Below are 18,430 nucleotides of genomic sequence, written 5' to 3' on the forward strand. Positions count from 1 at the left end.
GAGCCGCCGTGAAGTTCGGGATCCTCCTCGACCACCAGTACGCGCCCGGCGACGACCTCAACCGGCGCACGGGCGAGCTCGTCGAGTACACGCAGCACGTCCGGGACCTCGGCTACGACTCGGTCTTCGGCATCCACCACTACCTGTCGTCGCTGAGCACGCCCCAGCCGCTGCCCCTCCTCTCCCGGCTCATCGACCACTCCGGCGACATGCGGATCGGGACCGGCATCCTCATCCTCCCGATGGGGCACCCCGTGCACTGGGCCGAGGAGATCGCGACCATCGACCAGATGTCCGGCGGCCGGTTCGTGCTGGGCATCGGGTCGGGATACCGCGAGGACGAGTTCAACGCGTTCGGCATCGAGCGCCGGACCCGCGTCTCGCGGATGAACGAGTCGCTCGACGTCATGCGCAGGCTCTGGACCGGTGAGAAGGTCACGCACCGGGGCGGGCACTTCGAGCTGGACGGCGTGCGCTGCAGCGTCCTGCCCGCCCAGAGGCCCGGCCCTCCCGTCTGGGTGGGCGCGAACGGGCCGATCGGCATCAAGCGCATCGCCGGGCAGGGCCACCCCTGGATCGCGCCGTCGAACGTCCGCCGCAACTGGGCCGTCGGCAACCTCGGCGACTACCGGGCCGAACGCAGGGCCGCGGGCTTCGCCGACGAGGGCGCCGTCTTCCCGATCCACCGCGACCTGTGCGTGGCCGACTCGTTCGACGAGGCGTTCGAGATCGCCGGGACCGCCGTCCGCGCCTCCTACGGCGAGTACGTCCAGTACGGCATGGACTACTTCGACACGCAGTGGGAGGCCATCAAGCACAAGGCGCTGTTCTTCGGTTCGCCCGACGACGTCGCCGCCAAGATCGAGGACTTCGCGCAGGCCGGTTTCAACCACTTCGTCTTCCGGGCGCAGTGGCTCGGCCTGCCCATCGAACGGTCCATCGAGATCGTCGAGAGGTTCGCCCGCGACGTCATGCCGAGGTTCCGCCCATGAAGATCGGACACATCATCGTCCCCTCCGGTGACCTGGACGCCCAGCTGGGGTTCTACGAGTCGCTCGGCCTGACCACCAGGTTCCGTGACGGCGACCGCTACGCCGCCGTCACGGACGGGGCCACCACGGTCGGCCTGGCCGGCGAGTCGCAGCAGCCCGTCGCCGGCCGGACCGTCCTGTCCGTGCAGGTCGACGACCTGGACGCCTGCCTGAGGTCCCACCCCGCCACGGAGGTCGTGCAGGGCTCCCACGAGCGCCGCGCGGTCGTCGCCGACCCGGCCGGCAACCCCGTCGTCCTCTATGAGCGCCTGTGAACGTCGACCTGCGCCTCACCGGCGCCGTGGCGGTCGTCCGCCTCGACCGCCCCGACCACGGCAACGCCCTGGACCGCGCCCTCAAGACCGACCTCCTCGCCGCCCTGCGGAAGGTCGCCGGCGACGACGCCGTCCGGGCCGTGGTCCTCACCGGCGCCGGCTCCACGTTCACCGTCGGCCAGGACCTCCGGGAGTTGCACGCTCATCCGGAGGCCGCGGTGGGCACCGTGGAACGGCACTACAACCCGATCACTCTGCTCCTCGCCACGATGCCCAAGCCGGTGGTCGCGGCCGTCAACGGCACCTGCGTGGGCGCGGGCCTGGGCTTCGCTCTGGCCTGCGACCTCCAGGTCTGGTCGGCGAAGGCGACGCTCTCGACGGCGTTCCACAAGGTGGGCCTCACCTGCGACTCCGGGCTCTCCTCGACGCTCGCCCGTTCCGTCGGCTCGGCCCGGGCCGCCTCCCTCATCCACCTGGCGGAACCGTTCCTCCCAGAGCAGGCCGCGGCCTGGGGCTTCGCCGGGGACGTCGTCGAACCCGGCGACGTGGTGCCCCAGGCGACCAGGCTGGCCGAGCGCCTGGCGTCGGGCCCCACCCGGGCGTTCGCCGCGTCCAAGCGCCTCCTGGCCCGCCCGCTCGCCGCGGCCCTCGAAGCCGAGGCCCTCGAACAGAACGCCCTTGCCGCGACCCGCGACCACGTCGCCGCCGTGGCCGCCTTCCTCGCACGGGAGGAACCGGTGTTCACGGGCCGTTGACGTACGGAAACGAGCGTTGCCGATATTCTGGGCCGCGATGAGCGCCGAACGGAGACGGGAGAGGCCCCGCGACCCCGCCGCCGAGGAGGCGGTCCTGCGGGAGACGCTCGCCCAGCTGGACGCCCACGGCTACGAACGCCTCCGCGTCGCCGACGTCGGCCGCGCCGCCGGCGTCGGCCTGGGCCACCTCTACCGCCGCTGGCCGACCAAGTACGCCCTCGTCGTCGAGGCGCTCCGCGCCGCCGCCCCGTCCCCGGCGCTCGACCCCACCGGCGACCCGGCTGCCGACCTGCTCGCCGCCCTCTCGGCCCTCGCGGAAGAGCTGCGCCGCCACGGCCCGGTCCTGGCCGTCCTCCTGACCGACCCGGCCTCCGAGGTCGCCGCCGCCGTCCGCGAGGCCAAACTCCAGCCCCTCCGGCAGGCGACCCTGGAGAGCCTCCGGCGCCTCACCGGCCCGCGCCCCGACCTGGACGCCCGCGCCGCCACCGGCCCGGCTCTGATCCTCCAGCACCACCTCCTGCACGGCGCCCCGCCGACCGCGGACGAGATCCGCGCCCAGATCATCCCTGAGATGACCCGCGGAACGCGTCCGGCAGAGCTCTGATCCAGGACGGCGGCCGCGAGCTCCGGACCCGAGCCCGGCGGGACATGACATCGGTCCTGCCCCGCCGGACCGCCTCGCCCCGCGCCGTCGGCGCGCCCAGTCCTAGGGCTTGAGAATGAGCGAGTTGATCGGGGTGAGGCTGGTGTCGGTGTACTGGTTGGCCGGCAGTGTGTAGGTGCACTTCGTGCCGTTGCAGCCCTTGCAGAAGACCAGCATCGCTCCGCCGGTCTGGTTGTTGAGGACGCGGTGGACCCCGTACTGGTTGCGGAGGTTGTAGGTCTTGTACTTGGTGTACTTCAGGGTCGGGGTCCCCCACCGGCGCCCGGGTAGACGCACACGTACCCCGAGGGGCATCCGTAGACGTCCTTCGCCGCGTGGGCGGGGGCCGCGCTGATCGATGTCATGGCGGCGGCGCCCATCGCGAGTGCCGCGGTGCCCGTCAGAGCTCGACGCGCGAGGCGCTTCATCGTTGACATGTCTGCCTTCCGTCCGCTTGCGGTGACGGATGGACGGAGGCTTTCGCTTCGTTCCGTCTTGTCCGTCACCTTTGATCGGTCACCGCCAGGGCGGTGGGTTTCGACGAGGTCGACTCTGCGGCGCCCGGTGTCCCCGGCGCATGAGGCGGACGGCTCAACCGGTCCCGCGCCCTGCCCATGCGCCGTGGGCAACGGCTCCATGCGCGCGGGCGGCGGGACCGTCATTTCGCGCCGGGTTCCGGGCCGGAGTCGGTGCCGAGGCCCGCGTCGCGGGCGCGGACGACGGCCTGCTCGGAAGCCGCTTCAGCCCGACGAGGATCGGCGTGCCGCCTGCCGACAGTCGGTGGGCGAGATGCCGTAGGCGGCGCGGAAGGCCCGGGTGAAGGCCGCATGGTGGGTGAAACCCCAGCGCGTGGCGATCTCGTGGACGGGCACCCCTTGCTGGGCCGGGTCGGCCAGGTCCCGGCGGGCGCGTTCCAGGCGTTCACGGCGGATCAGGCCCGCGACGGCGACGTTCTCGTCCTCGAAGAGGCGGTACAGGTGGCTGGTGGAGATGTGGTGCGCGACCGCGACCATCGATGGGCTCAGGTCCGGGTTGTGCAGGTTCCGGTTGATGAAGGAGCGGACGCGCAACGTCAGCGTCCGTCGGTGCGCCTCGGGGGAGAGGTCGCGATCGGCGTCGAGGACGTGGGCGAGCAGGGCCGAGGCGAGGTCGGCCACGACGGCGCCGAGCCGGGGGCCGTCGGTGGTCCGGTAGGCGGCGGTGTCGGCGCTGAGACGGGTGAGGAATCCCGCCAGCAGCGCTCCGACGCCCTCCCGCCCCGACAGCGGACGGCCGATCGCGCGGTCGGCGCTTCCGCGCGGCAGCGCCAGCAGGTCCCTGGGAATCTCCACGCCCACACACTCGACGTCCTGGTCACTCCGCCCGACCTGGACCGTGCAGGGTTGGGAGGAGCTCTGGGCGTGCAGGTCATAGGGCCGGTATCCGGCCTCCCGATCGTCCCAGCTGGCGCTCGCCGTCCCCTTGAGGACGAGCGTGAGGTTGTACGTCTCGGGGTCGGAGCATCTGACGAGCTTCGCCGTTCGCCGCGACAGCAGCGGCTGGACGGTCGACGGCCACACGGTCACCGCGCCGAGCAGCAGGGTGCGCTGGCGGGCGCGGAAGCCGGCGGCGTGTTCGCTGGTCAGATCCACGGGAACGTGCGTGCGCCCCATCCATTCCCGCCACTGCTCGAATCTCTCCGCCGGGGGGAAGTCCTCGGTCCTGTACACCGTTTCGATCACTGGCTTCCCCAGGTCCATTCGTTACGGCCACGAGGTCACTTGGAGAATCCACGCTACAGCGTCAGGGCCAGGACGATTCCCAGGATTCCGAGGCCCCTTCACGCCGAGGCCGCCTGCGCCTCTCGTCCTGAGGCGGCGGCTCTCGCTCCGACCCGCGGAGATGGTGTCAAGAGAACGCGGAGGCATGGTCAAAGACGCGGGGGGCGGGGGCGGGGCAATCTGGAGAGATCACGAGTGGGCGGCCCGCTCTCCCCGAAAGGCCCGGCCTGCTTCGCGAAGCACCCACTGGCAGAAACCGTGCCCGTTCGCTTCAATCGGGAGACGTCCCGCGATCGGGTACGGGTGAAAGACAACGGAAGATGAGGACTGCGGTGGACGCTCTACGGCCCGGGGACCCCCGTACCATCGGCCGGTACCCGTTGTCGGCCCGACTGGGCGCGGGCGGGATGGGGCAGGTGTTCCTCGGCTCGTCTCCCGGCGGCCGGGCGGTCGCCGTGAAACTGGTCCACCCCGGGTTCGCCTCCGACGCGGAGTTCCGGCGGCGTTTCAAACGCGAGGTGGAGGCCGCACGCCAGGTGGGCGGCTTCCACACCGCCCCCGTTGTCGACGCGGATCCCGACGCGGAGATCCCGTGGCTGGTCACGGCGTACGTGCCCGGGCCCTCGCTCGCCGCCGCGGTCGCCGAGCACGGGCCGTTCCCGGCGGCTTCGGCGCTCGCGCTGGGCGCCGGACTGGCGGAGGCGCTGGAGGCCGTTCACGGGGCCGGCGTCGTCCACCGCGACCTCAAACCGTCGAACGTCCTGCTCGCCGCAGACGGGCCGCGCGTCATCGATTTCGGCATCGCGCGGGCGGTCGACGCCTCCGGCGTCACCTCCCTCGCCGGAACCCCTGGTTTCATGGCGCCAGAGTTGATCTCCGAAGGATCGCTCACCCCGGCGTGCGACGTCTTCTCCCTCGGCGCCGTGCTCGCCTACTCCCTGGGAGTCCGGCCGTTCGGGGAGGGGCCGGTGGAGGCGCTGACCTACCGGGTGGTGCACAAGCCGCCGAACCTGGACGCACTGCCCGCTCCCTTGCGAGGCATCGTCGCGGACTGCCTTTCGAAGGACCCCGCCGCACGGCCGAGCCCGGCGGATCTGGTGGGAGTGCTGTCCTCTGCCGGTGGCAACGGCCCGTGGCTTCCGAATCCCGTGCAGGACATGTTGACGCAATATCACGTCACCATCCCCACCACCGCATCCGCCGCTATTCCCACCACCGCATCCGCGCCGAGCAACGACGTGCCGGGCACCTTTGAGAGCCGGCCGCCCACGCGGCCCGGCGGCCACGATTCCGTGCGGTTCGAGGCCAGCATCGCGCCCGTGGTCCTCGGGCTTGTCGGGCACATTCTCCGTCTTCTCGTGGGAATCGCCCTCGGCGTCATGACGCTGAGCATCGTGGCCGGGTCCGCGGACTCGGCCGGCGCGTTCCTCGCGCTGATCACAGCCGTCCTGGCCGTGCTGGCCTTCTGGCTCGTGCGCGTCCCGGCGAAATGGATCCTCCCGCAACTGAACGCCCTCTGGCGGCCGTGCGCCCTCCAGGTCGGCGCCGATGGACTGGAACTCCATGACAACGGCCGCCGCATCCATTACGGATGGCACGAGATCGGTCGGGTCGTGGTGCGCCGAGCGGAGTCGGCCGGGTGGGCGGTCTGTGTTTTCCCGTTTCCGGGAACACCGCTGCCGGCGCCCCGGGGGCCGCGGACGCCGTTGTGCTACCTGGACAGGAAGACCGGCTGGATCATGGTCGTGCCCGTGTACCGGCTCAAGGGCTCACGCGAGGAGATCGAGATGACCCTCGCCCGCTACGCCGGCCCCCGCTGGGGAGGCAACGCCTGACCCTGCGGCGGATGCCGCCGGGGCTCTCGAACGCGTCGCGGGCGGCCTTCTCCTGGAGGACAGCACGGTCAGCGGGGCCTTGGGGTGATGCCGAGGACGTCGTAAAGGTGGATGCCGTCGGTGGCCCAGCGGATCAGGGCGGGCTTGTCGATGAGGTGGATTCCGGCCTTGGTGGAGAAGGCGCGGGCGTCGCGGGTGTAGCCGCTGGTGGTGACGACGAGTTTCAGCCGGGCCTGGTAGATGTGCCAGGCGGCTCCCGCGACCTTCTGGACGTCGTCGGACTTGACCTTGTTCTTCGGGTTGTAGTGCTTGACCTGGACCATCCAGCGTTCGCCGAGGGCGGCGTCGTAGCCGATGACGTCGCCGGAGAAGTCGCCGGCCCTGCCGTTGTGCTCCGCCGCGATCCCGTCGCGGAGCATCAGGCGCACGACGGCGATCTCGAAGTCCCGCCAGTGCATGTCGCGCATCTGCTCGAACGTCAGGCTGTAGGACCGGATCCGTTCCTGGCGCACCTGTTCGGCGGCCCACAGCGTTCGCCAGTAGCGTTCGGCGCCGAACGCGATCACTGCGAGGGCCGGCAGCGACAGGTACCAGTAGGCGATCGACAGGCGCCACAGGAACACCAGGAACCAGACAAGGGCCAGCGACAGAACCGCCCATAAGGCCCACCCCTGGGCGCTGCGGGGGCTTCTGGGGAGCGCGAACCAGCCGGGCAGCCACCAGGGCCGCGTGTTCCCGTACTCCTCGGCCCGGCCGCGCGCCATGTGCTCCTCCTGTCCGCCCGCCGATGACGACGGGACCGTGGTCAGGATCGAAACACGCCGGACCGACAGGATCCGCCAGGAATTCGGGAGAGTAAGCACTTTGTCGACCAGCTGACAGGCCGAGATATCCTTCGGATGTAGGATGTCCTATGTCCTGAGACGGGGTGGGCGATGTCGTCTGAGGGCGGGTTCGATCCGGAGATCGCGGCGTGGCTTCTGCAGCGGAGCCGGGACGCGACGGCTGCCGATGCCACGGTCGGCGGGGCCCGGCGGCACTCGCTGGCGGTCAACGCGCGGGCGTGGGCGCTGCTCGCGGATCCGCCGGTGCCGGCCGCCGAGCGCGACGTCGTGCTGGAGACCGCATCCGGGGCCGTTCCCGGCCTGGTCGTCGAGCCGGCCGTGCGGCTGGATCGCCGGGGACCTGCGGACGCACCGGCAGCACATGCGCCGGCTCGCCGTGGAGAGCGGCTCCACCGTGGTCGGCGTCGAGTACCGGCTTGCTCCCGAGCGCCCCTGCCCGGCCGCGTTCGACGACTGCGTGGCGGCTGCCGTGCACGTGGCCGCGACGGCGCCCGCGGACGGCCGTCGCGGGCGACAGCGCGGGCGGGCAGCTCGCGGCGTCCGCCGCCATCGCCTGCCGCGACCGCGGCGTGCCGCTGGCCGCCCAGCTGCTCATCGTGCCGGTCACCGACGTCGCCGGCGGGTACGCCGACCCGGACGTGAACGCGCGTTACCCTTCGCGCGCCGAGCGCGCCGAAGGGTACGGGCTCACACTCGCCGGCATGCGCTGGTTCAGCGAGCTGTACGACCCGCCCGCCGCGGGGGAGGGCTGGCAGGCGTCGCCGCTGCGCGCCCCCGACCTCGGGGGCGTCGCGCCGGCGGTGGTCCACACGGCGGGCTTCGACGTGCTGCGCGACGAGGGCGACGCCTACGCCGCCGCGCTGCGCGCCGCCGGGGTCCCGGTGGTCCACCGCCGATGGCCGACGCTCAACCACGGCTTCTTCGGCCTCGGCGGCGTCTCCGCGGCCGCGGACCGGGCCGTCCGCCGGGCGGGCGCCGACCTGCGGGCCGTCCTCGCCGGCGGTCAGGACGGCGCGAGCGCCGCGGCGAACCTGGACGTGATCCACTGAGGGTCGCTGATCGCGGTGCCGACGACGACGCAGCTCGCGCCCGCGCCGAGCGCCGCGGCCGCCGGCTCCGGCACGTGGTACCGGCCCTCGGCGACGATCAGGGCGTCCGGCAGCGCCTCGCGCAGCGCGCGGACGAGCGCGAGGTCGGGGCCGTCCGGGGGCGGGCCGGGGCGGGTGTAGCCGGACAGCGTCGTGGCGACGGCGTCGGCCCCGGCCGCGGCGACGCCCTCGTCGAGGGTGGACACGTCCGCCATGAACAGCGCGCCCGCCTCGTGCACGGCCTCGACGGACGCGGAGAGGGCGCGGCCGTCGGGGCGCGGGCGGAACGCGGCGTCGGCGGCCACGACGTGGGCTCCCGCGGCGGCGACCGCGCGGGCCGCCTCGACCGTGGGGGTGATGAAGACGCCGGAGGCCCCGTCCTTGGTCAGGCCGATGACCGGGACGTCCACCGCGGCGGCGACGGCGGCCACGTCGGGCACGCCGCCGACCCCGCCGCAGCGGATCGCGGCGGCGCCGCCCGCCGCGGCGGCCCGCGCCATCCGGGTCAGGGCGGCGGTGTCGCGCAGCGGGTGGCCCTGCGCTGCCTGGCAGGACACGACCAGCCGGCCGGTGACGGCGGCGGCGAACGTCTCGGGGGTCATGGGCGGCTCCCTCGGGGTGCGGTGGCGGTCATCGCGAGCAGCGCCGCGCCCGCCAGCGGGGCGTCGGTGCCGAGGCGGGCGGGGACGATCGGCGTCGCGCGCAGCGGCGGCAGCGCCTCCGCGCGGAACGCGGCGGAGACGGCGTCCAGGAACGGGGGCCCGATCTGCGCGACGCCGCCGCCGATCACGACGGCGTCGGGGTCCAGGACGGCGAGCAGCCCGGCGAGCGCGCGGCCGAGCAGCGCGCCCGCGCGAGGCGCGTCGCCGGTGGCGGCGATGGCCGGGCCGGACGCGACGGCCTCCAGGTGGTCGCGCCTGCCGCAGCCGCACGGGACCGGCCCCCGTTCCGGGACGAGCAGGTGCGCGATCTCGCCGGCGGCGCCGTGCGCGCCGTGTTCGAGGGCGCCGGCGACGGTCAGCGCGCCGCCGACGCCCGTCCCCACCGAGACGTGCAGGACCCGGTGGCGGCCCGCGGCGGCCCCCGCGTTCGCCTCGCCGCAGGCCTGGCGCGGACGGTTGCAGGGTAGTCGGCGCAGGTCGTAGGGGAGGTAGGACATCCAACGTCGTTCGTCGGTGTACGGTAGGCCCCGGTACCGGCGAGGTCAAGTGCCGGGCCGCGGACGAATCGAGCGGATGGGGAGCGTGGGCCGATGACCGCAGCGCGGACGCGGGGACGTGCGACGCGCGGCCGGAGCAGCCGGACCGAGGAGGTTCAGCAGCGGATCAAGCAGCTGATCCTGGAGCGCGGGCTGGCGGTCGGCGACCCGATGCCCACCGAGTTCGACCTGGTCGAGGAGCTCGATGTCAGCCGCAACTCGCTGCGCGAGGCGCTGAAGGCGCTCCAGGCCGTCGGGATCGTGGAGATCAGGCACGGCTTCGGGATGTACGTCGGGCGCATGTCGCTCGACGCGCTCGTCGACGAGCTGACCTTCCACGCCCGCATCTCCAAGCGGCAGGGCCGCGACGATCTGGCGCACCTGGTCGACGTCCGCGAGGTGCTCGAACGCGGCCTGGTGGAGCAGGTGATCGACCGCGGCCTGGCCGCCGGAAACGCCGAGCTGGACGAGGTCATGGGCCGGATGGACGCCGAGGCGGCCGCCGGGCAGGTCACGCCGGAGACCGACCGGATGTTCCACGAGCTGCTCTACCGCCCGCTCGCCAACCCCATCGTGAACCAGTTGCTCGGCGCGTTCTGGGACGTCTACCGCACGCTCCAGCACGATCTCGCGCCCGTGCGGCAGGAGGCGTCCGACGTCGCCCAGCGGCACCGCGACATCTACGAGGCGCTGCGCGCCGGCGACCGCCAGGCCGCCGCCGCCGCGATGGCCGCGCACTTCCGCGGCATCCGGGAACGCCTGGAGCAGGTGCGCGCGGACTGATCGGCGGGGGGTGACGCGTCCTCGCCCCCGCGCCCCGCCGCCCCCTCGCACGCCGCCGACCAAGCCGCCGCCGTCACGCAGGACTGCACGTCCAGCCGCATCCGGGAAACGGTCGTCAACCGGACGTCCGGCCCCACCACGTTCACCGTCACCTGGCCCGGACGCTCCAACTGGACGGTCACGGTCCCCGCGGGCGCGGGCAGCGACGACCTCTACTGGACGGTCCCCGACGGCACCCCCTACACCTTCCAGATCTCCTCGGGCACGTGGAGCGACACCCTGTCGGGCGCCTCCGGGTGCGGTCTCGGCTCCGGCACGCCCGGCATGAACGCCCAGACCGTCCTGACCACGTCCACCGTGATCGACGGCTTGGGCAAGGCGGCCGGGTCCGTCCGCATCCCGGCCCTCGCCGTGAGCAACCGGGGCGCGGCGTTCTCCCACCCGAAGATCATCGCGAGCGCGCCCACGCCTCCGAGGGGTACGGCGACCCGAGCCTGCTCGTGGACCGGACCACCGGCAAGATCTTCTGTTTCTTCGCCTACGCCCCCCGGCGGCCCGGCGTCGGCTACTCCGGCTCCACCCCGGGCGGCACGTCGGCGACGGCGACCACCAACACCCACATCCGCTACGTCGCCGGCGCCGCCGGCTACTCAACCATGGCCGTCCTGCCTGACGGCACCACGGCCGCCCTCTACGAGATCGGCGACACCGGCGGCATCGTCTTCACCCGCCAGTCCCTTTCCTGGCTGGAGTCCTGAAGGTCCACGTCACCTCGCCGTGGCGCCGGTCGGCCGGGCGGTCCTGCCCCCGCGCACGAGCATCGCCCTCACCCCCGCAGACCCAGAGCAGGCGCCGCCCGCCCGGGCCGGGAGGCGGGAGGGGCGACCGGCCGAGCGTGGAGGCCGACCACCCCTCCCAGACCAGCAGGATCTTCTCGGCCACGGGCTCACACCGCTTCAGGTCTCCGACGTCTGTCCCGCCGCACGTTGCGTACGCCGTATCTTCGCTACCTGGACACTGTACCGAGGATGTGGAAATGTGGGCCTGATCCAGCAGATCGAATCAAGAAAGTGCACTAGTGTTGCAGTGAGTGCACTAGTGGAGTGGAGTGTCCTGTGGCGTCATCAGCCCCGCGGCCGGATCCGCCCTACCGGCGGATCGCCGCGGAGATCCGGGCCCAGATCCAGGACGGCCGGCTGAGGCCCGGCGACCGGGTGCCCTCCATCCGCCAGATCGCCCAGCGGTGGGACGTCGCCATCGCGACCGCGACCAGAGTGATCGCGACCTTGCGCGAGGAGGGGCTGGTCGAGGCGAAGGTCGGCGCCGGCTCGGTGGTCAGGGCGCGCGGTGTGCAACGGCGGCCCGCCGACCCCGGCGCGGCGGCGGGGCCGCGGCCCCGTCCCGGCAGGCAGGCGCCGAGCCGGGAACACGTCCTCGGCGCCGCGATCGCCATCGCCGACGTCGAGGGACTCCACGCCCTGTCCATGCGGAGGCTCGCCTCCGAACTCGACATCGCCCCGATGTCGCTGTACCGGTACGTGGCGAACAAGGACGAACTGGTGGCGCAGATGGCCGACGCCGCCTTCGGCTCGACCGAGCTGCCCAGCCCGGGGCCGCAGGGGTGGCGCGCCAAGCTCGAACTGATCGCGCGGCTCCAGTGGGACCTGTGCCGGCGGCATCTCTGGCTTCCGAGCGCCATCTCGTTGACCCGCCCGCTGCTCGTCCCCCACATGCTGGAGCACACCGAGTGGACGATGCGCGCGCTCGACGGGCTCGGGCTGTCGATGACGACGCGGACCAGGGAGGCGCTCACGCTGCACGCGCTGGTGATCACCATCGCGCTGCCCCTGGCGAACGAGGTCGAGGCGGAGCAGGAGACCGGTGTGACGCTCACGCGATGGCGGCTGGACCGGCGCGAGCGGACCGACGAGCTCATGCGGAGCGGCCGCTTCCCCCTGCTCGCGGCCGTACACGAGGAGACGACGTCGGACCTGGAAGGACTGTTCGAGTACGGTCTCGCACGCCATCTCGACGGGTTCGCCGTTCTCGTGGAGGCCGGTACCCGCACGCCGTCATGACGCCGCGGTCGCCCGCCGGGCCTCGTCGGCCGTTCAGCCGACGAGGCCCGCGCTGTGGGCGGCCAGCCCCGCCTGGGTGCGGTTCTCGCAGCCGAGCTTGACCAGCATGGGCGCCCAGCACGCGTCCGAGCTGTGGTACCTGTTCGATCTGGGCGGCATTCCGCCCAAGCTGGACGCCGAACAGCAGACCCTCGCCCGGCAGATGATCGGCTACTGGACGAGCTTCGCCGCGACGGGAGAGCCCGCGAAGGCCGGCGGCCCGCGGTGGCCGGTGTTCAGGGAGACCGGGGGCCGCACCCCCCACGTCCAGTCCTTCGCGCCCGGCAGCGGCGGCATCCGCCCCGTCGACCTGGCCGCCGAGCACCATCTGCGCTTCTGGACGGACCTCGCCCGCTGACGTTCCCCTCTCGCTGGAAGCCGGGGCGTCCCTCGCCGAGGGGCGCCCCACCCGGCGGTCAGACGATCACGCGTGCCGGAAATGCCTGCACCGAGGTCGCCGGTCCGGCTAGTGCTCGACGAGGGTGAGGGCGAAGGAGTACCGGTCGGCGCGGTAGACGTGGCTGCCGTACTCGATCGCGCCGCCCTCGTCGTCGTAGGCGGTGCGGGTCATGGTCAGCAGCGGGACGCCGCGCCGCTCGTCCAGCAGCCGGGCCTCGGCCGCCGTCGCGCCGCGGGCGCCGATCGTCTGGTTCGCGATGCGCAGGTTGACGCCGGTCGCGCGGAGCAGCTCGTACAGGCCGTGCTCGGCGAGGTCGGCCTCGGTGACCCTGAGCAGGTCGGGCGGCAGGTAGTTGGTGAGCAGGGCGAGCGGCTCGTCGCCGGTGAACCGGAGGCGGCGCATCCGGACGACCTCGGCGCCGGGCGGGACGCCGAGCTCCTTGGCCACATGGTCCTCGGCGGGGACGGGACCGAGCTCCAGGACCTCGGTGCGCGGCTCGCGCCCGGCCGCCGCCAGGTCGTCGTGGAGGCTGGTCAGCTCGATCGGGCGGCGGATCTCCGACTGCACCACCTGGGTGCCGACGCCGCGCTTGCGCACCAGGAGCCCCCGGTCCACCAGGTGCTGGATCGCCTGCCGGACGGTGGGGCGCGACAGCCCGCACCGGTCGGCCAGGTCGACCTCGTTCTCCAGGCGGGTGCCGGGGGACAGGTCGCCCGCCCGTATCGCCGCCTCCAGCTGCTGCGCGAGCTGGTAGTACAGCGGGACGGGGCTGCTGCGGTCCACGGTCACGCGCGGTCGGTACACCCGGCGCCTCCTCTCGTCGGGGCGATCGTATCCCGCCGCCGACCACTAGCTCATTACCTCATAATGTCATGACAAACTATTGACATGCCTTCCGGTCTTCAGCAGACTCGGCGACGCCGATGGCGGACACGGAGCCGGGCGCGTCCCGGGGAGACGGTGAGCCGATGATCAACGATCGCGTCGCGGGAGCCCCGATCTCGTGGGGGGTGTGCGAGGTGCCCGGCTGGGGGCATCAGATGGACCCAGCGCGGGTGCTGGCGGAGATGCGCGAACTCGGGCTGGCCGCCACGGAGTTCGGGCCGGACGGGTTCCTGCCGTCCGGGGCCGGGGAACGCGCCGACCTGCTCGCCGGGTACGGGCTGCGCGCGGTGGGCGGCTTCGCGCCCGTCGTGCTGCACGACCCGGACCGCGACCCGCTGCCCGAGATCCGGCGGATCCTGGCCGGCTTCGGAGTGGAACGTTCCAAATCGGAGCCGACGCTGGTGCTGGCCGCCGTCCACGGGCTGGAGGGCTACGACGAGCGTCCGTCGCTCGACACCGCCGGCTGGACCGCGCTGCTCACCAACCTCGACCGGATCGCCTCGCTCGCCGGGGAGACCGGCGTGCGGGCCGTGCTCCACCCGCATGTCGGAACCATGGTGGAACGATCCCCTGAGGTGCGGCGGGTGCTCGACGGGTCGGACGTGCCGCTGTGCCTGGACACCGGCCACCTGCTGATCGGCGGCACCGACCCGGTCGAGCTGGCGGCGGGCGCCGCCGGGCGGATCGCGCACGTCCACCTCAAGGACGTCGACGCCGAGCTCGCCGAGCGCGTGCGGCACGGCCGGACGCCCTACACCGAGGCCGTCCGCGCCGGCCTCTACCGCCCGCTCGGCGCGGGGGACATCGACGTCGCCGCCATCGTCGGCTCCCTCGAAGGCGCCGGATACGACGGCTGGTACGTCCTGGAGCAGGACACCGTCCTCGACCGCGAGCCCGACCCCGGCGCCGGGCCGCTGGCCGACGTGCGCGCCTGCGTCGAGTACCTCGCCGGGATCGGCTCATGAGCGCCCCGCCGTTCGACGTCATCACCATGGGCCGCGTCGGCGTCGACCTGTACCCGCTCGCCTCCGGGGTCGGGCTGGACGAGGTCGAGACGTTCGCGCGGTTCCTCGGCGGCAGCGCCACCAACGTCGCGGTCGCCTCCGCCCGCCACGGCCGCCGCACGGCCGTGATCACCCGGACCGGCGCCGACCCGTTCGGCCGCTTCGTCCGCCGGGCGCTCGCCGAGTACGGCGTCGACGACGGATACGTCGCCGACGTCCCCGGCCTGCCGACCCCCGTGACCTTCTGCGAGCTGTTCCCGCCCGACGACTTCCCGCTGTACTTCTACCGCTTCCCGAAGGCGCCCGACCTGGAGATCCGCGCCGACGAGCTGGACCTGCCCGCGATCGGGGGCGCCGGGGTGCTGTGGGCCACGATGACGGGGCTGTGCGCCGAACCGTCCCGGACGGCGACGCTGGCGGCACTCGGCGCCCGCCGCCGGGACGCTCTCACCGTCCTCGACCTCGATTACCGGCCCATGTTCTGGGAGTCGCGGGACGAGGCGCGGCGCTGGGCGGGCGAGGCCCTCGAACACGCCACCGTCGCGGTCGGGAACGTCGCCGAATGCGAGGTGGCCGTGGGGGAGGACGACCCCCTCCGGGCCGCCCGCGCGCTGCTCGACCTCGGTGTCCGGCTCGCCGTCGTCAAGCGCGGACCGGACGGAGTCCTCGCCGTCGACGCCGAGGGCCGGACCGCCGAGGCGCCCCCGGTGCCGGTCGAGGTCGTCAACGGGCTCGGCGCGGGCGACGCGTTCGGCGGCGCCCTCTGCCACGGGCTGCTGTCCGGCTGGGACCTGCCGCGCGTCCTGGGCTTCGCCAACGCCGCCGGCGCGATCGTCGCGTCCCGGCTGGCGTGCTCGGCGGCGATGCCCACGACGGACGAGGTGCTGGCGCTGGCCGGGCAGGTGGTCGCATGACGCTCGACATGCCGGCGTCCTCCGCGGGGTCGCGGGGGGAGCGGATCGCGGGGTTGTCGGAGGTGCGGGCGGTGCGTCCGGGGGCGATCGCGGAGGCGGCTCGGGGGCGGGTGCGGCGTGGGTCGCTGCTGGGGGCTTCGGGGCGGTTGATGCTGGTGGCGGCTGATCATCCGGCGCGGGGGGCGCTGGCGGCGGGTGGTGATGGGTCGGCGATGGCCGATCGGGGCGCGTTGCTGGATCGGTTGTGCGTGGCGTTGGAGCGTCCGGGTGTGGACGGGGTGCTGGGGACGCCGGATGTGGTGGAGGATCTGCTGCTTTTGGGGGTGTTGGAGGGCAAGGTGGTGATCGGTTCGATGAACCGGGGCGGTCTGGCGGGGTCGGCGTTCGAGATCGATGATCGTTTCACTGCCTATGGTGCGGGGGCGATCGCGGCGTCGGGGTTGGACGGCGGGAAGATGCTGTTGCGGGTGGATGATCGCGATCCGGCGTCGGTGCGGACGTTGGAGGCGTGTGCGGGGGCGGTGTCGGCGTTGGCGGGGCGTGGGTTGATGGCGATGGTGGAGCCGTTCGTGTCGCGCCGGGTGGAGGGGCGGGTGCGTAATGATCTGTCGCCGGAGGCGATGATGCGGGCGATCGCGATCGCTTCGGGGCTCGGGGAGACGTCGGCGTTCACGTGGTTGAAGGTGCCGGTGGTGGCGGAGATGGAGCGGGTGATGGCGGCGTCGACGCTGCCGGCTCTGCTGCTGGGGGGTGAGGTGGCGGCGGATCAGGGTGCGGCGCGTGAGGGGTGGCGTCGGGCGTTGCGGTTGCCGACGGTGCGGGGTCTGGTGGTGGGCCGGTCCCTGCTGTATCCGCCGGACGGCGACGTCGCCGCCGCCGTCGACGCCGCGGTGGAACTGCTGTGAACGTGATGGCCGGGCCGTCGCCGGAGCGCGCGTGGCGCATCTGCGACGACCCCGCGCAGGCCTGGATCCGGAAGAGCGAAGAGGGGCGGCCGGTCGATCGGCCGACCTCGGCACGCGGTGTGGAGGAGCGGTCATGAGGTTGACGGTGGCTCAGGCGCTGGTGCGTTTCCTGTCGGTGCAGTTCAGTGAGCGGGATGGTGTGGAGCGGCGGTTCTTCGCGGGCTGTTTCGGGATTTTCGGGCACGGCAATGTGGCCGGGATGGGGCAGGCGTTGTTGGAGTGCGGTGGTGAGCTGCCGTATTACATGGCGCGTAATGAGCAGGCGATGGTGCATGCGGCTGCTGGTTATGCGCGGATGAGTGATCGGTTGTCGACGTTGGCGTGTACGACGTCGGTGGGGCCGGGTGCGACGAACATGGTGACGGGTGCGGCGTTGGCGACGGTCAACCGGTTGCCGGTGCTGCTGTTGCCGGGGGATGTGTTCGCGACGCGTGTGGCGAATCCGGTGTTGCAGGAGTTGGAGGATGCCCGCTCCTATGACGTGTCGGTGAACGACTGCTTCAGGCCGGTGTCGCGGTATTGGGATCGGGTCAATCGTGCGGAGCAGTTGCCGGGGGCGTTGCTTGCGGCGATGCGGGTGTTGACCGATCCGGCCGAGACCGGTGCGGTGACGTTGGCGCTGCCGCAGGATGTGCAGGCCGAGGCGTTCGATTGGCCGGAGGAGTTGTTCGCGCGGCGGGTGTGGCGGGTCGCGCGTCCGGTGCCCGAGCCGGCCGCGTTGGAGGAGGCGGCGGCGCTGGTGCGGGGGGCGGAGCGTCCGTTGGTCGTGGCGGGCGGCGGGGTGATCTACTCCGGTGCGTCGGGGGCGTTGGCGGCGCTGGCCGGGCGGACGGGGGTCGCGGTCGCCGAGACCCAGGCGGGCAAGGGCGCGCTGGCGTGGGATCACCCGTGTTCGGTGGGAGCGGTCGGCGCGACGGGGACGACGGCGGCCAACGCGCTGGCGCGCGAGGCCGATGTGGTGGTCGGGATCGGTACGCGGTACAGCGATTTCACCACGGCCTCCCACAGTCTGTTCGCCCGTCCTGGGGTGAGGTTCGTCAACATCAACGTCGCCCGCGCCGACGCGGTCAAGCTCGGGGGAGTGTCGGTCGTGGCCGACGCCCGCGAGGCGATCCGGGCACTGGACGAGGAGCTCGACGGCTGGTCGGTGTCCGAGTCCTATCGCGGCGAGGCGCGCGAGCGGACGGAGCGGTGGAACGGTGTCGTCGACGCCGCGTTCGGAGAGCGGCAGGGGACGCCGCCGGCGCAGACCGAGATCATCGGGATCGTCAACGCCGAGGCGGGGCCGCGGGACGTGGTGGTGTGCGCGGCCGGTTCGATGCCCGGCGACCTGCACAAGCTGTGGCGGGCCCGCGACCCCAAGGGCTACCACGTCGAGTACGGCTACTCCTGCATGGGCTACGAGATCGCCGGCGGCCTGGGCGTGAAGATGGCCGCGCCCGACCGCGAGGTGTTCGTCATGGTCGGCGACGGCTCCTACCTGATGATGGCCCAGGAACTCACCACCGCCGCCGCCGAGGGCATCAAGCTGGTGGTGGTCCTGGTCCAGAACCACGGCTACGCCTCCATCGGCAACCTGTCGGAGAGCGTCGGCGCGCAGCGCTTCGGCACCCGCCACCGCCTGCGCACCGCCACCGGCCTGGACGGCGACCCCATCCCGGTCGACCTCGCCGCCAACGCCGCCAGCCTCGGCGCCGACGTCATCCGCGCGTCCGACGCCGACGGTTTCAGGAAGGCGCTCCGCCAGGCGATCGCGTCGCCCCGCACGACGGTCGTGCACGTGGAGACCGACCCCCTCGCCGCGGCGCCGGACAGCGAGGCGTGGTGGGACGTCCCGGTCGCCGAAGTCTCCGCGCTGGAGGACACGCGGCAGGCACGCGCCCGCTACGACGACAGCAAGAACACCCAGCGCCGTTACCTCTGAAAGGAACC

Annotated in this window: 21 protein-coding genes and 1 pseudogene; 15 read left to right on the forward strand and 7 right to left on the reverse strand. The window is 72.8% G+C overall.

What is annotated here, in order from left to right:
- Positions 1-8: 8 nt before the first annotated feature.
- From ACQEU6_RS03690 to ACQEU6_RS03705, 4 genes are read left to right on the forward strand one after another with little or no spacing between them, the layout of a single operon-like run.
- Complete coding sequence (locus ACQEU6_RS03690; protein WP_499329164.1) at positions 9-992, forward strand: LLM class flavin-dependent oxidoreductase; 984 nt, start codon at positions 9-11, stop codon at positions 990-992.
- Positions 989-1,306, forward strand: coding sequence for a VOC family protein (locus tag ACQEU6_RS03695; protein WP_499329166.1), 318 nt, complete (start codon positions 989-991; stop codon positions 1,304-1,306). Before ACQEU6_RS03690 ends, ACQEU6_RS03695 begins: the two co-directional genes overlap by 4 nt.
- The gene (locus ACQEU6_RS03700) at positions 1,303-2,061 is read left to right on the forward strand and encodes an enoyl-CoA hydratase/isomerase family protein (protein WP_499329167.1); all 759 of its coding nucleotides are present in this window, start codon (positions 1,303-1,305) and stop codon (positions 2,059-2,061) included. The genes ACQEU6_RS03695 and ACQEU6_RS03700 overlap by 4 nt, the downstream gene beginning before the upstream one ends.
- Before the next feature lie 37 nt (positions 2,062-2,098).
- Complete coding sequence (locus ACQEU6_RS03705; RefSeq protein ID WP_499329168.1) at positions 2,099-2,665, forward strand: TetR/AcrR family transcriptional regulator; 567 nt, start codon at positions 2,099-2,101, stop codon at positions 2,663-2,665.
- Between the two features lie 102 nt (positions 2,666-2,767).
- On the opposite strand, the gene ACQEU6_RS03710 is transcribed toward ACQEU6_RS03705, so the two are convergent.
- Both ACQEU6_RS03710 and ACQEU6_RS03715 read right to left on the reverse strand, forming a co-directional pair.
- Complete coding sequence (locus ACQEU6_RS03710) at positions 2,768-3,019, reverse strand: hypothetical protein (RefSeq protein ID WP_499329169.1); 252 nt, start codon at positions 3,017-3,019, stop codon at positions 2,768-2,770.
- Between the two features lie 425 nt (positions 3,020-3,444).
- Positions 3,445-4,425, reverse strand: coding sequence for an AraC-like ligand-binding domain-containing protein (locus ACQEU6_RS03715; RefSeq protein ID WP_499329170.1), 981 nt, complete (start codon positions 4,423-4,425; stop codon positions 3,445-3,447).
- Positions 4,426-4,844: 419 nt separating this feature from the next.
- Here ACQEU6_RS03715 and ACQEU6_RS03720 point away from each other — a divergent pair, with 419 nt between their 5' ends.
- Positions 4,845-6,299: a serine/threonine-protein kinase gene (locus tag ACQEU6_RS03720; RefSeq protein WP_499329171.1), complete on the forward strand. Its 1,455-nt coding sequence runs from the start codon at positions 4,845-4,847 to the stop codon at positions 6,297-6,299.
- A gap of 68 nt (positions 6,300-6,367) precedes the next feature.
- Here ACQEU6_RS03720 and ACQEU6_RS03725 read toward each other — a convergent pair whose 3' ends face one another.
- Positions 6,368-7,063 carry a restriction endonuclease gene (locus tag ACQEU6_RS03725; RefSeq protein ID WP_499329172.1) on the reverse strand — a complete coding sequence of 232 codons (696 nt, stop codon included), beginning with the start codon at positions 7,061-7,063 and terminating at the stop codon, positions 6,368-6,370.
- Between the two features lie 442 nt (positions 7,064-7,505).
- Here ACQEU6_RS03725 and ACQEU6_RS03730 point away from each other — a divergent pair.
- Positions 7,506-7,577: pseudogene (locus ACQEU6_RS03730) on the forward strand (hypothetical protein); the annotation flags it as partial.
- Positions 7,561-8,193: an alpha/beta hydrolase fold domain-containing protein gene (locus tag ACQEU6_RS03735; protein ID WP_499329173.1), complete on the forward strand. Its 633-nt coding sequence runs from the start codon at positions 7,561-7,563 to the stop codon at positions 8,191-8,193. The pseudogene ACQEU6_RS03730 and the gene ACQEU6_RS03735, both read left to right, overlap by 17 nt.
- Here ACQEU6_RS03735 and ACQEU6_RS03740 read toward each other — a convergent pair.
- Both ACQEU6_RS03740 and ACQEU6_RS03745 read right to left on the reverse strand, forming a co-directional pair.
- Complete coding sequence (locus ACQEU6_RS03740; RefSeq protein WP_499329174.1) at positions 8,148-8,834, reverse strand: putative N-acetylmannosamine-6-phosphate 2-epimerase; 687 nt, start codon at positions 8,832-8,834, stop codon at positions 8,148-8,150. The two genes, ACQEU6_RS03735 and ACQEU6_RS03740, sit on opposite strands and share 46 nt — an antisense overlap.
- Positions 8,831-9,391, reverse strand: a complete 561-nt coding sequence (locus tag ACQEU6_RS03745) for an ROK family protein (RefSeq protein WP_499329175.1) — start codon at positions 9,389-9,391, stop codon at positions 8,831-8,833. Before ACQEU6_RS03745 ends, ACQEU6_RS03740 begins: the two co-directional genes overlap by 4 nt.
- A gap of 93 nt (positions 9,392-9,484) precedes the next feature.
- Here ACQEU6_RS03745 and ACQEU6_RS03750 point away from each other — a divergent pair, with 93 nt between their 5' ends.
- Positions 9,485-10,213 carry a FadR/GntR family transcriptional regulator gene (locus ACQEU6_RS03750; protein ID WP_499329176.1) on the forward strand — a complete coding sequence of 243 codons (729 nt, stop codon included), beginning with the start codon at positions 9,485-9,487 and terminating at the stop codon, positions 10,211-10,213.
- A gap of 239 nt (positions 10,214-10,452) precedes the next feature.
- Here the strand turns inward: ACQEU6_RS03750 and ACQEU6_RS03755 are convergent, their stop codons facing one another.
- The gene (locus ACQEU6_RS03755; protein ID WP_499329177.1) at positions 10,453-10,680 is read right to left on the reverse strand and encodes a hypothetical protein; all 228 of its coding nucleotides are present in this window, start codon (positions 10,678-10,680) and stop codon (positions 10,453-10,455) included.
- A 33-nt stretch (positions 10,681-10,713) separates the two neighbouring features.
- Here ACQEU6_RS03755 and ACQEU6_RS03760 point away from each other — a divergent pair, with 33 nt between their 5' ends.
- The 3 genes from ACQEU6_RS03760 (at position 10,714) to ACQEU6_RS03770 (ending at position 12,688) form a co-directional block, all read left to right on the forward strand.
- Positions 10,714-10,971, forward strand: a complete 258-nt coding sequence (locus ACQEU6_RS03760; protein ID WP_499329178.1) for a hypothetical protein — start codon at positions 10,714-10,716, stop codon at positions 10,969-10,971.
- 357 nt (positions 10,972-11,328) lie between these two features.
- Positions 11,329-12,291, forward strand: coding sequence for a TetR/AcrR family transcriptional regulator C-terminal domain-containing protein (locus ACQEU6_RS03765; RefSeq protein ID WP_499329179.1), 963 nt, complete (start codon positions 11,329-11,331; stop codon positions 12,289-12,291).
- A 76-nt stretch (positions 12,292-12,367) separates the two neighbouring features.
- The gene (locus ACQEU6_RS03770) at positions 12,368-12,688 is read left to right on the forward strand and encodes a carboxylesterase family protein (protein ID WP_499329181.1); all 321 of its coding nucleotides are present in this window, start codon (positions 12,368-12,370) and stop codon (positions 12,686-12,688) included.
- Positions 12,689-12,796: 108 nt separating this feature from the next.
- Here the strand turns inward: ACQEU6_RS03770 and ACQEU6_RS03775 are convergent, their stop codons facing one another.
- On the reverse strand, positions 12,797-13,534 hold the full coding sequence (locus ACQEU6_RS03775) for a GntR family transcriptional regulator (protein ID WP_499329182.1): 738 nt from the start codon (positions 13,532-13,534) through the stop codon (positions 12,797-12,799).
- Positions 13,535-13,698: 164 nt separating this feature from the next.
- Here ACQEU6_RS03775 and ACQEU6_RS03780 point away from each other — a divergent pair, with 164 nt between their 5' ends.
- From ACQEU6_RS03780 to iolD, 4 genes are all read left to right on the forward strand, one after another.
- Positions 13,699-14,580, forward strand: coding sequence for a TIM barrel protein (locus ACQEU6_RS03780; protein ID WP_499329183.1), 882 nt, complete (start codon positions 13,699-13,701; stop codon positions 14,578-14,580).
- On the forward strand, positions 14,577-15,533 hold the full coding sequence (gene iolC / locus ACQEU6_RS03785; protein ID WP_499329184.1) for a 5-dehydro-2-deoxygluconokinase: 957 nt from the start codon (positions 14,577-14,579) through the stop codon (positions 15,531-15,533). Before ACQEU6_RS03780 ends, iolC begins: the two co-directional genes overlap by 4 nt.
- Complete coding sequence (locus ACQEU6_RS03790; protein ID WP_499329185.1) at positions 15,530-16,438, forward strand: Cgl0159 family (beta/alpha)8-fold protein; 909 nt, start codon at positions 15,530-15,532, stop codon at positions 16,436-16,438. The genes iolC and ACQEU6_RS03790 overlap by 4 nt, the downstream gene beginning before the upstream one ends.
- A gap of 133 nt (positions 16,439-16,571) precedes the next feature.
- Complete coding sequence (gene iolD / locus ACQEU6_RS03795) at positions 16,572-18,422, forward strand: 3D-(3,5/4)-trihydroxycyclohexane-1,2-dione acylhydrolase (decyclizing) (protein ID WP_499329186.1); 1,851 nt, start codon at positions 16,572-16,574, stop codon at positions 18,420-18,422.
- Positions 18,423-18,430: the final 8 nt, after the last annotated feature.

The organism is Spirillospora sp. CA-108201 (assembly GCF_050936235.1).
Lineage (GTDB): Bacteria > Actinomycetota > Actinomycetes > Streptosporangiales > Streptosporangiaceae > Spirillospora.

What these genes read in the sequence shown, in the direction of transcription:
- ACQEU6_RS03695 (WP_499329166.1), top strand. Translation starts at nt 989, where the DNA reads ATGAAGATCGGACACATCATCGTCCCCTCCGGTGACCTGGACGCCCAG.
- ACQEU6_RS03705 (WP_499329168.1), top strand. Translation starts at nt 2,099, where the DNA reads ATGAGCGCCGAACGGAGACGGGAGAGGCCCCGCGACCCCGCCGCCGAG.
- ACQEU6_RS03710 (WP_499329169.1), bottom strand. Translation starts at nt 3,019, where the DNA reads ATGCCCCTCGGGGTACGTGTGCGTCTACCCGGGCGCCGGTGGGGGACC.
- ACQEU6_RS03725 (WP_499329172.1), bottom strand. Translation starts at nt 7,063, where the DNA reads ATGGCGCGCGGCCGGGCCGAGGAGTACGGGAACACGCGGCCCTGGTGG.
- ACQEU6_RS03740 (WP_499329174.1), bottom strand. Translation starts at nt 8,834, where the DNA reads ATGACCCCCGAGACGTTCGCCGCCGCCGTCACCGGCCGGCTGGTCGTG.
- ACQEU6_RS03745 (WP_499329175.1), bottom strand. Translation starts at nt 9,391, where the DNA reads ATGTCCTACCTCCCCTACGACCTGCGCCGACTACCCTGCAACCGTCCG.
- ACQEU6_RS03750 (WP_499329176.1), top strand. Translation starts at nt 9,485, where the DNA reads ATGACCGCAGCGCGGACGCGGGGACGTGCGACGCGCGGCCGGAGCAGC.
- ACQEU6_RS03780 (WP_499329183.1), top strand. Translation starts at nt 13,699, where the DNA reads ATGATCAACGATCGCGTCGCGGGAGCCCCGATCTCGTGGGGGGTGTGC.
- iolC (WP_499329184.1), top strand. Translation starts at nt 14,577, where the DNA reads ATGAGCGCCCCGCCGTTCGACGTCATCACCATGGGCCGCGTCGGCGTC.
- ACQEU6_RS03790 (WP_499329185.1), top strand. Translation starts at nt 15,530, where the DNA reads ATGACGCTCGACATGCCGGCGTCCTCCGCGGGGTCGCGGGGGGAGCGG.
- iolD (WP_499329186.1), top strand. Translation starts at nt 16,572, where the DNA reads ATGAGGTTGACGGTGGCTCAGGCGCTGGTGCGTTTCCTGTCGGTGCAG.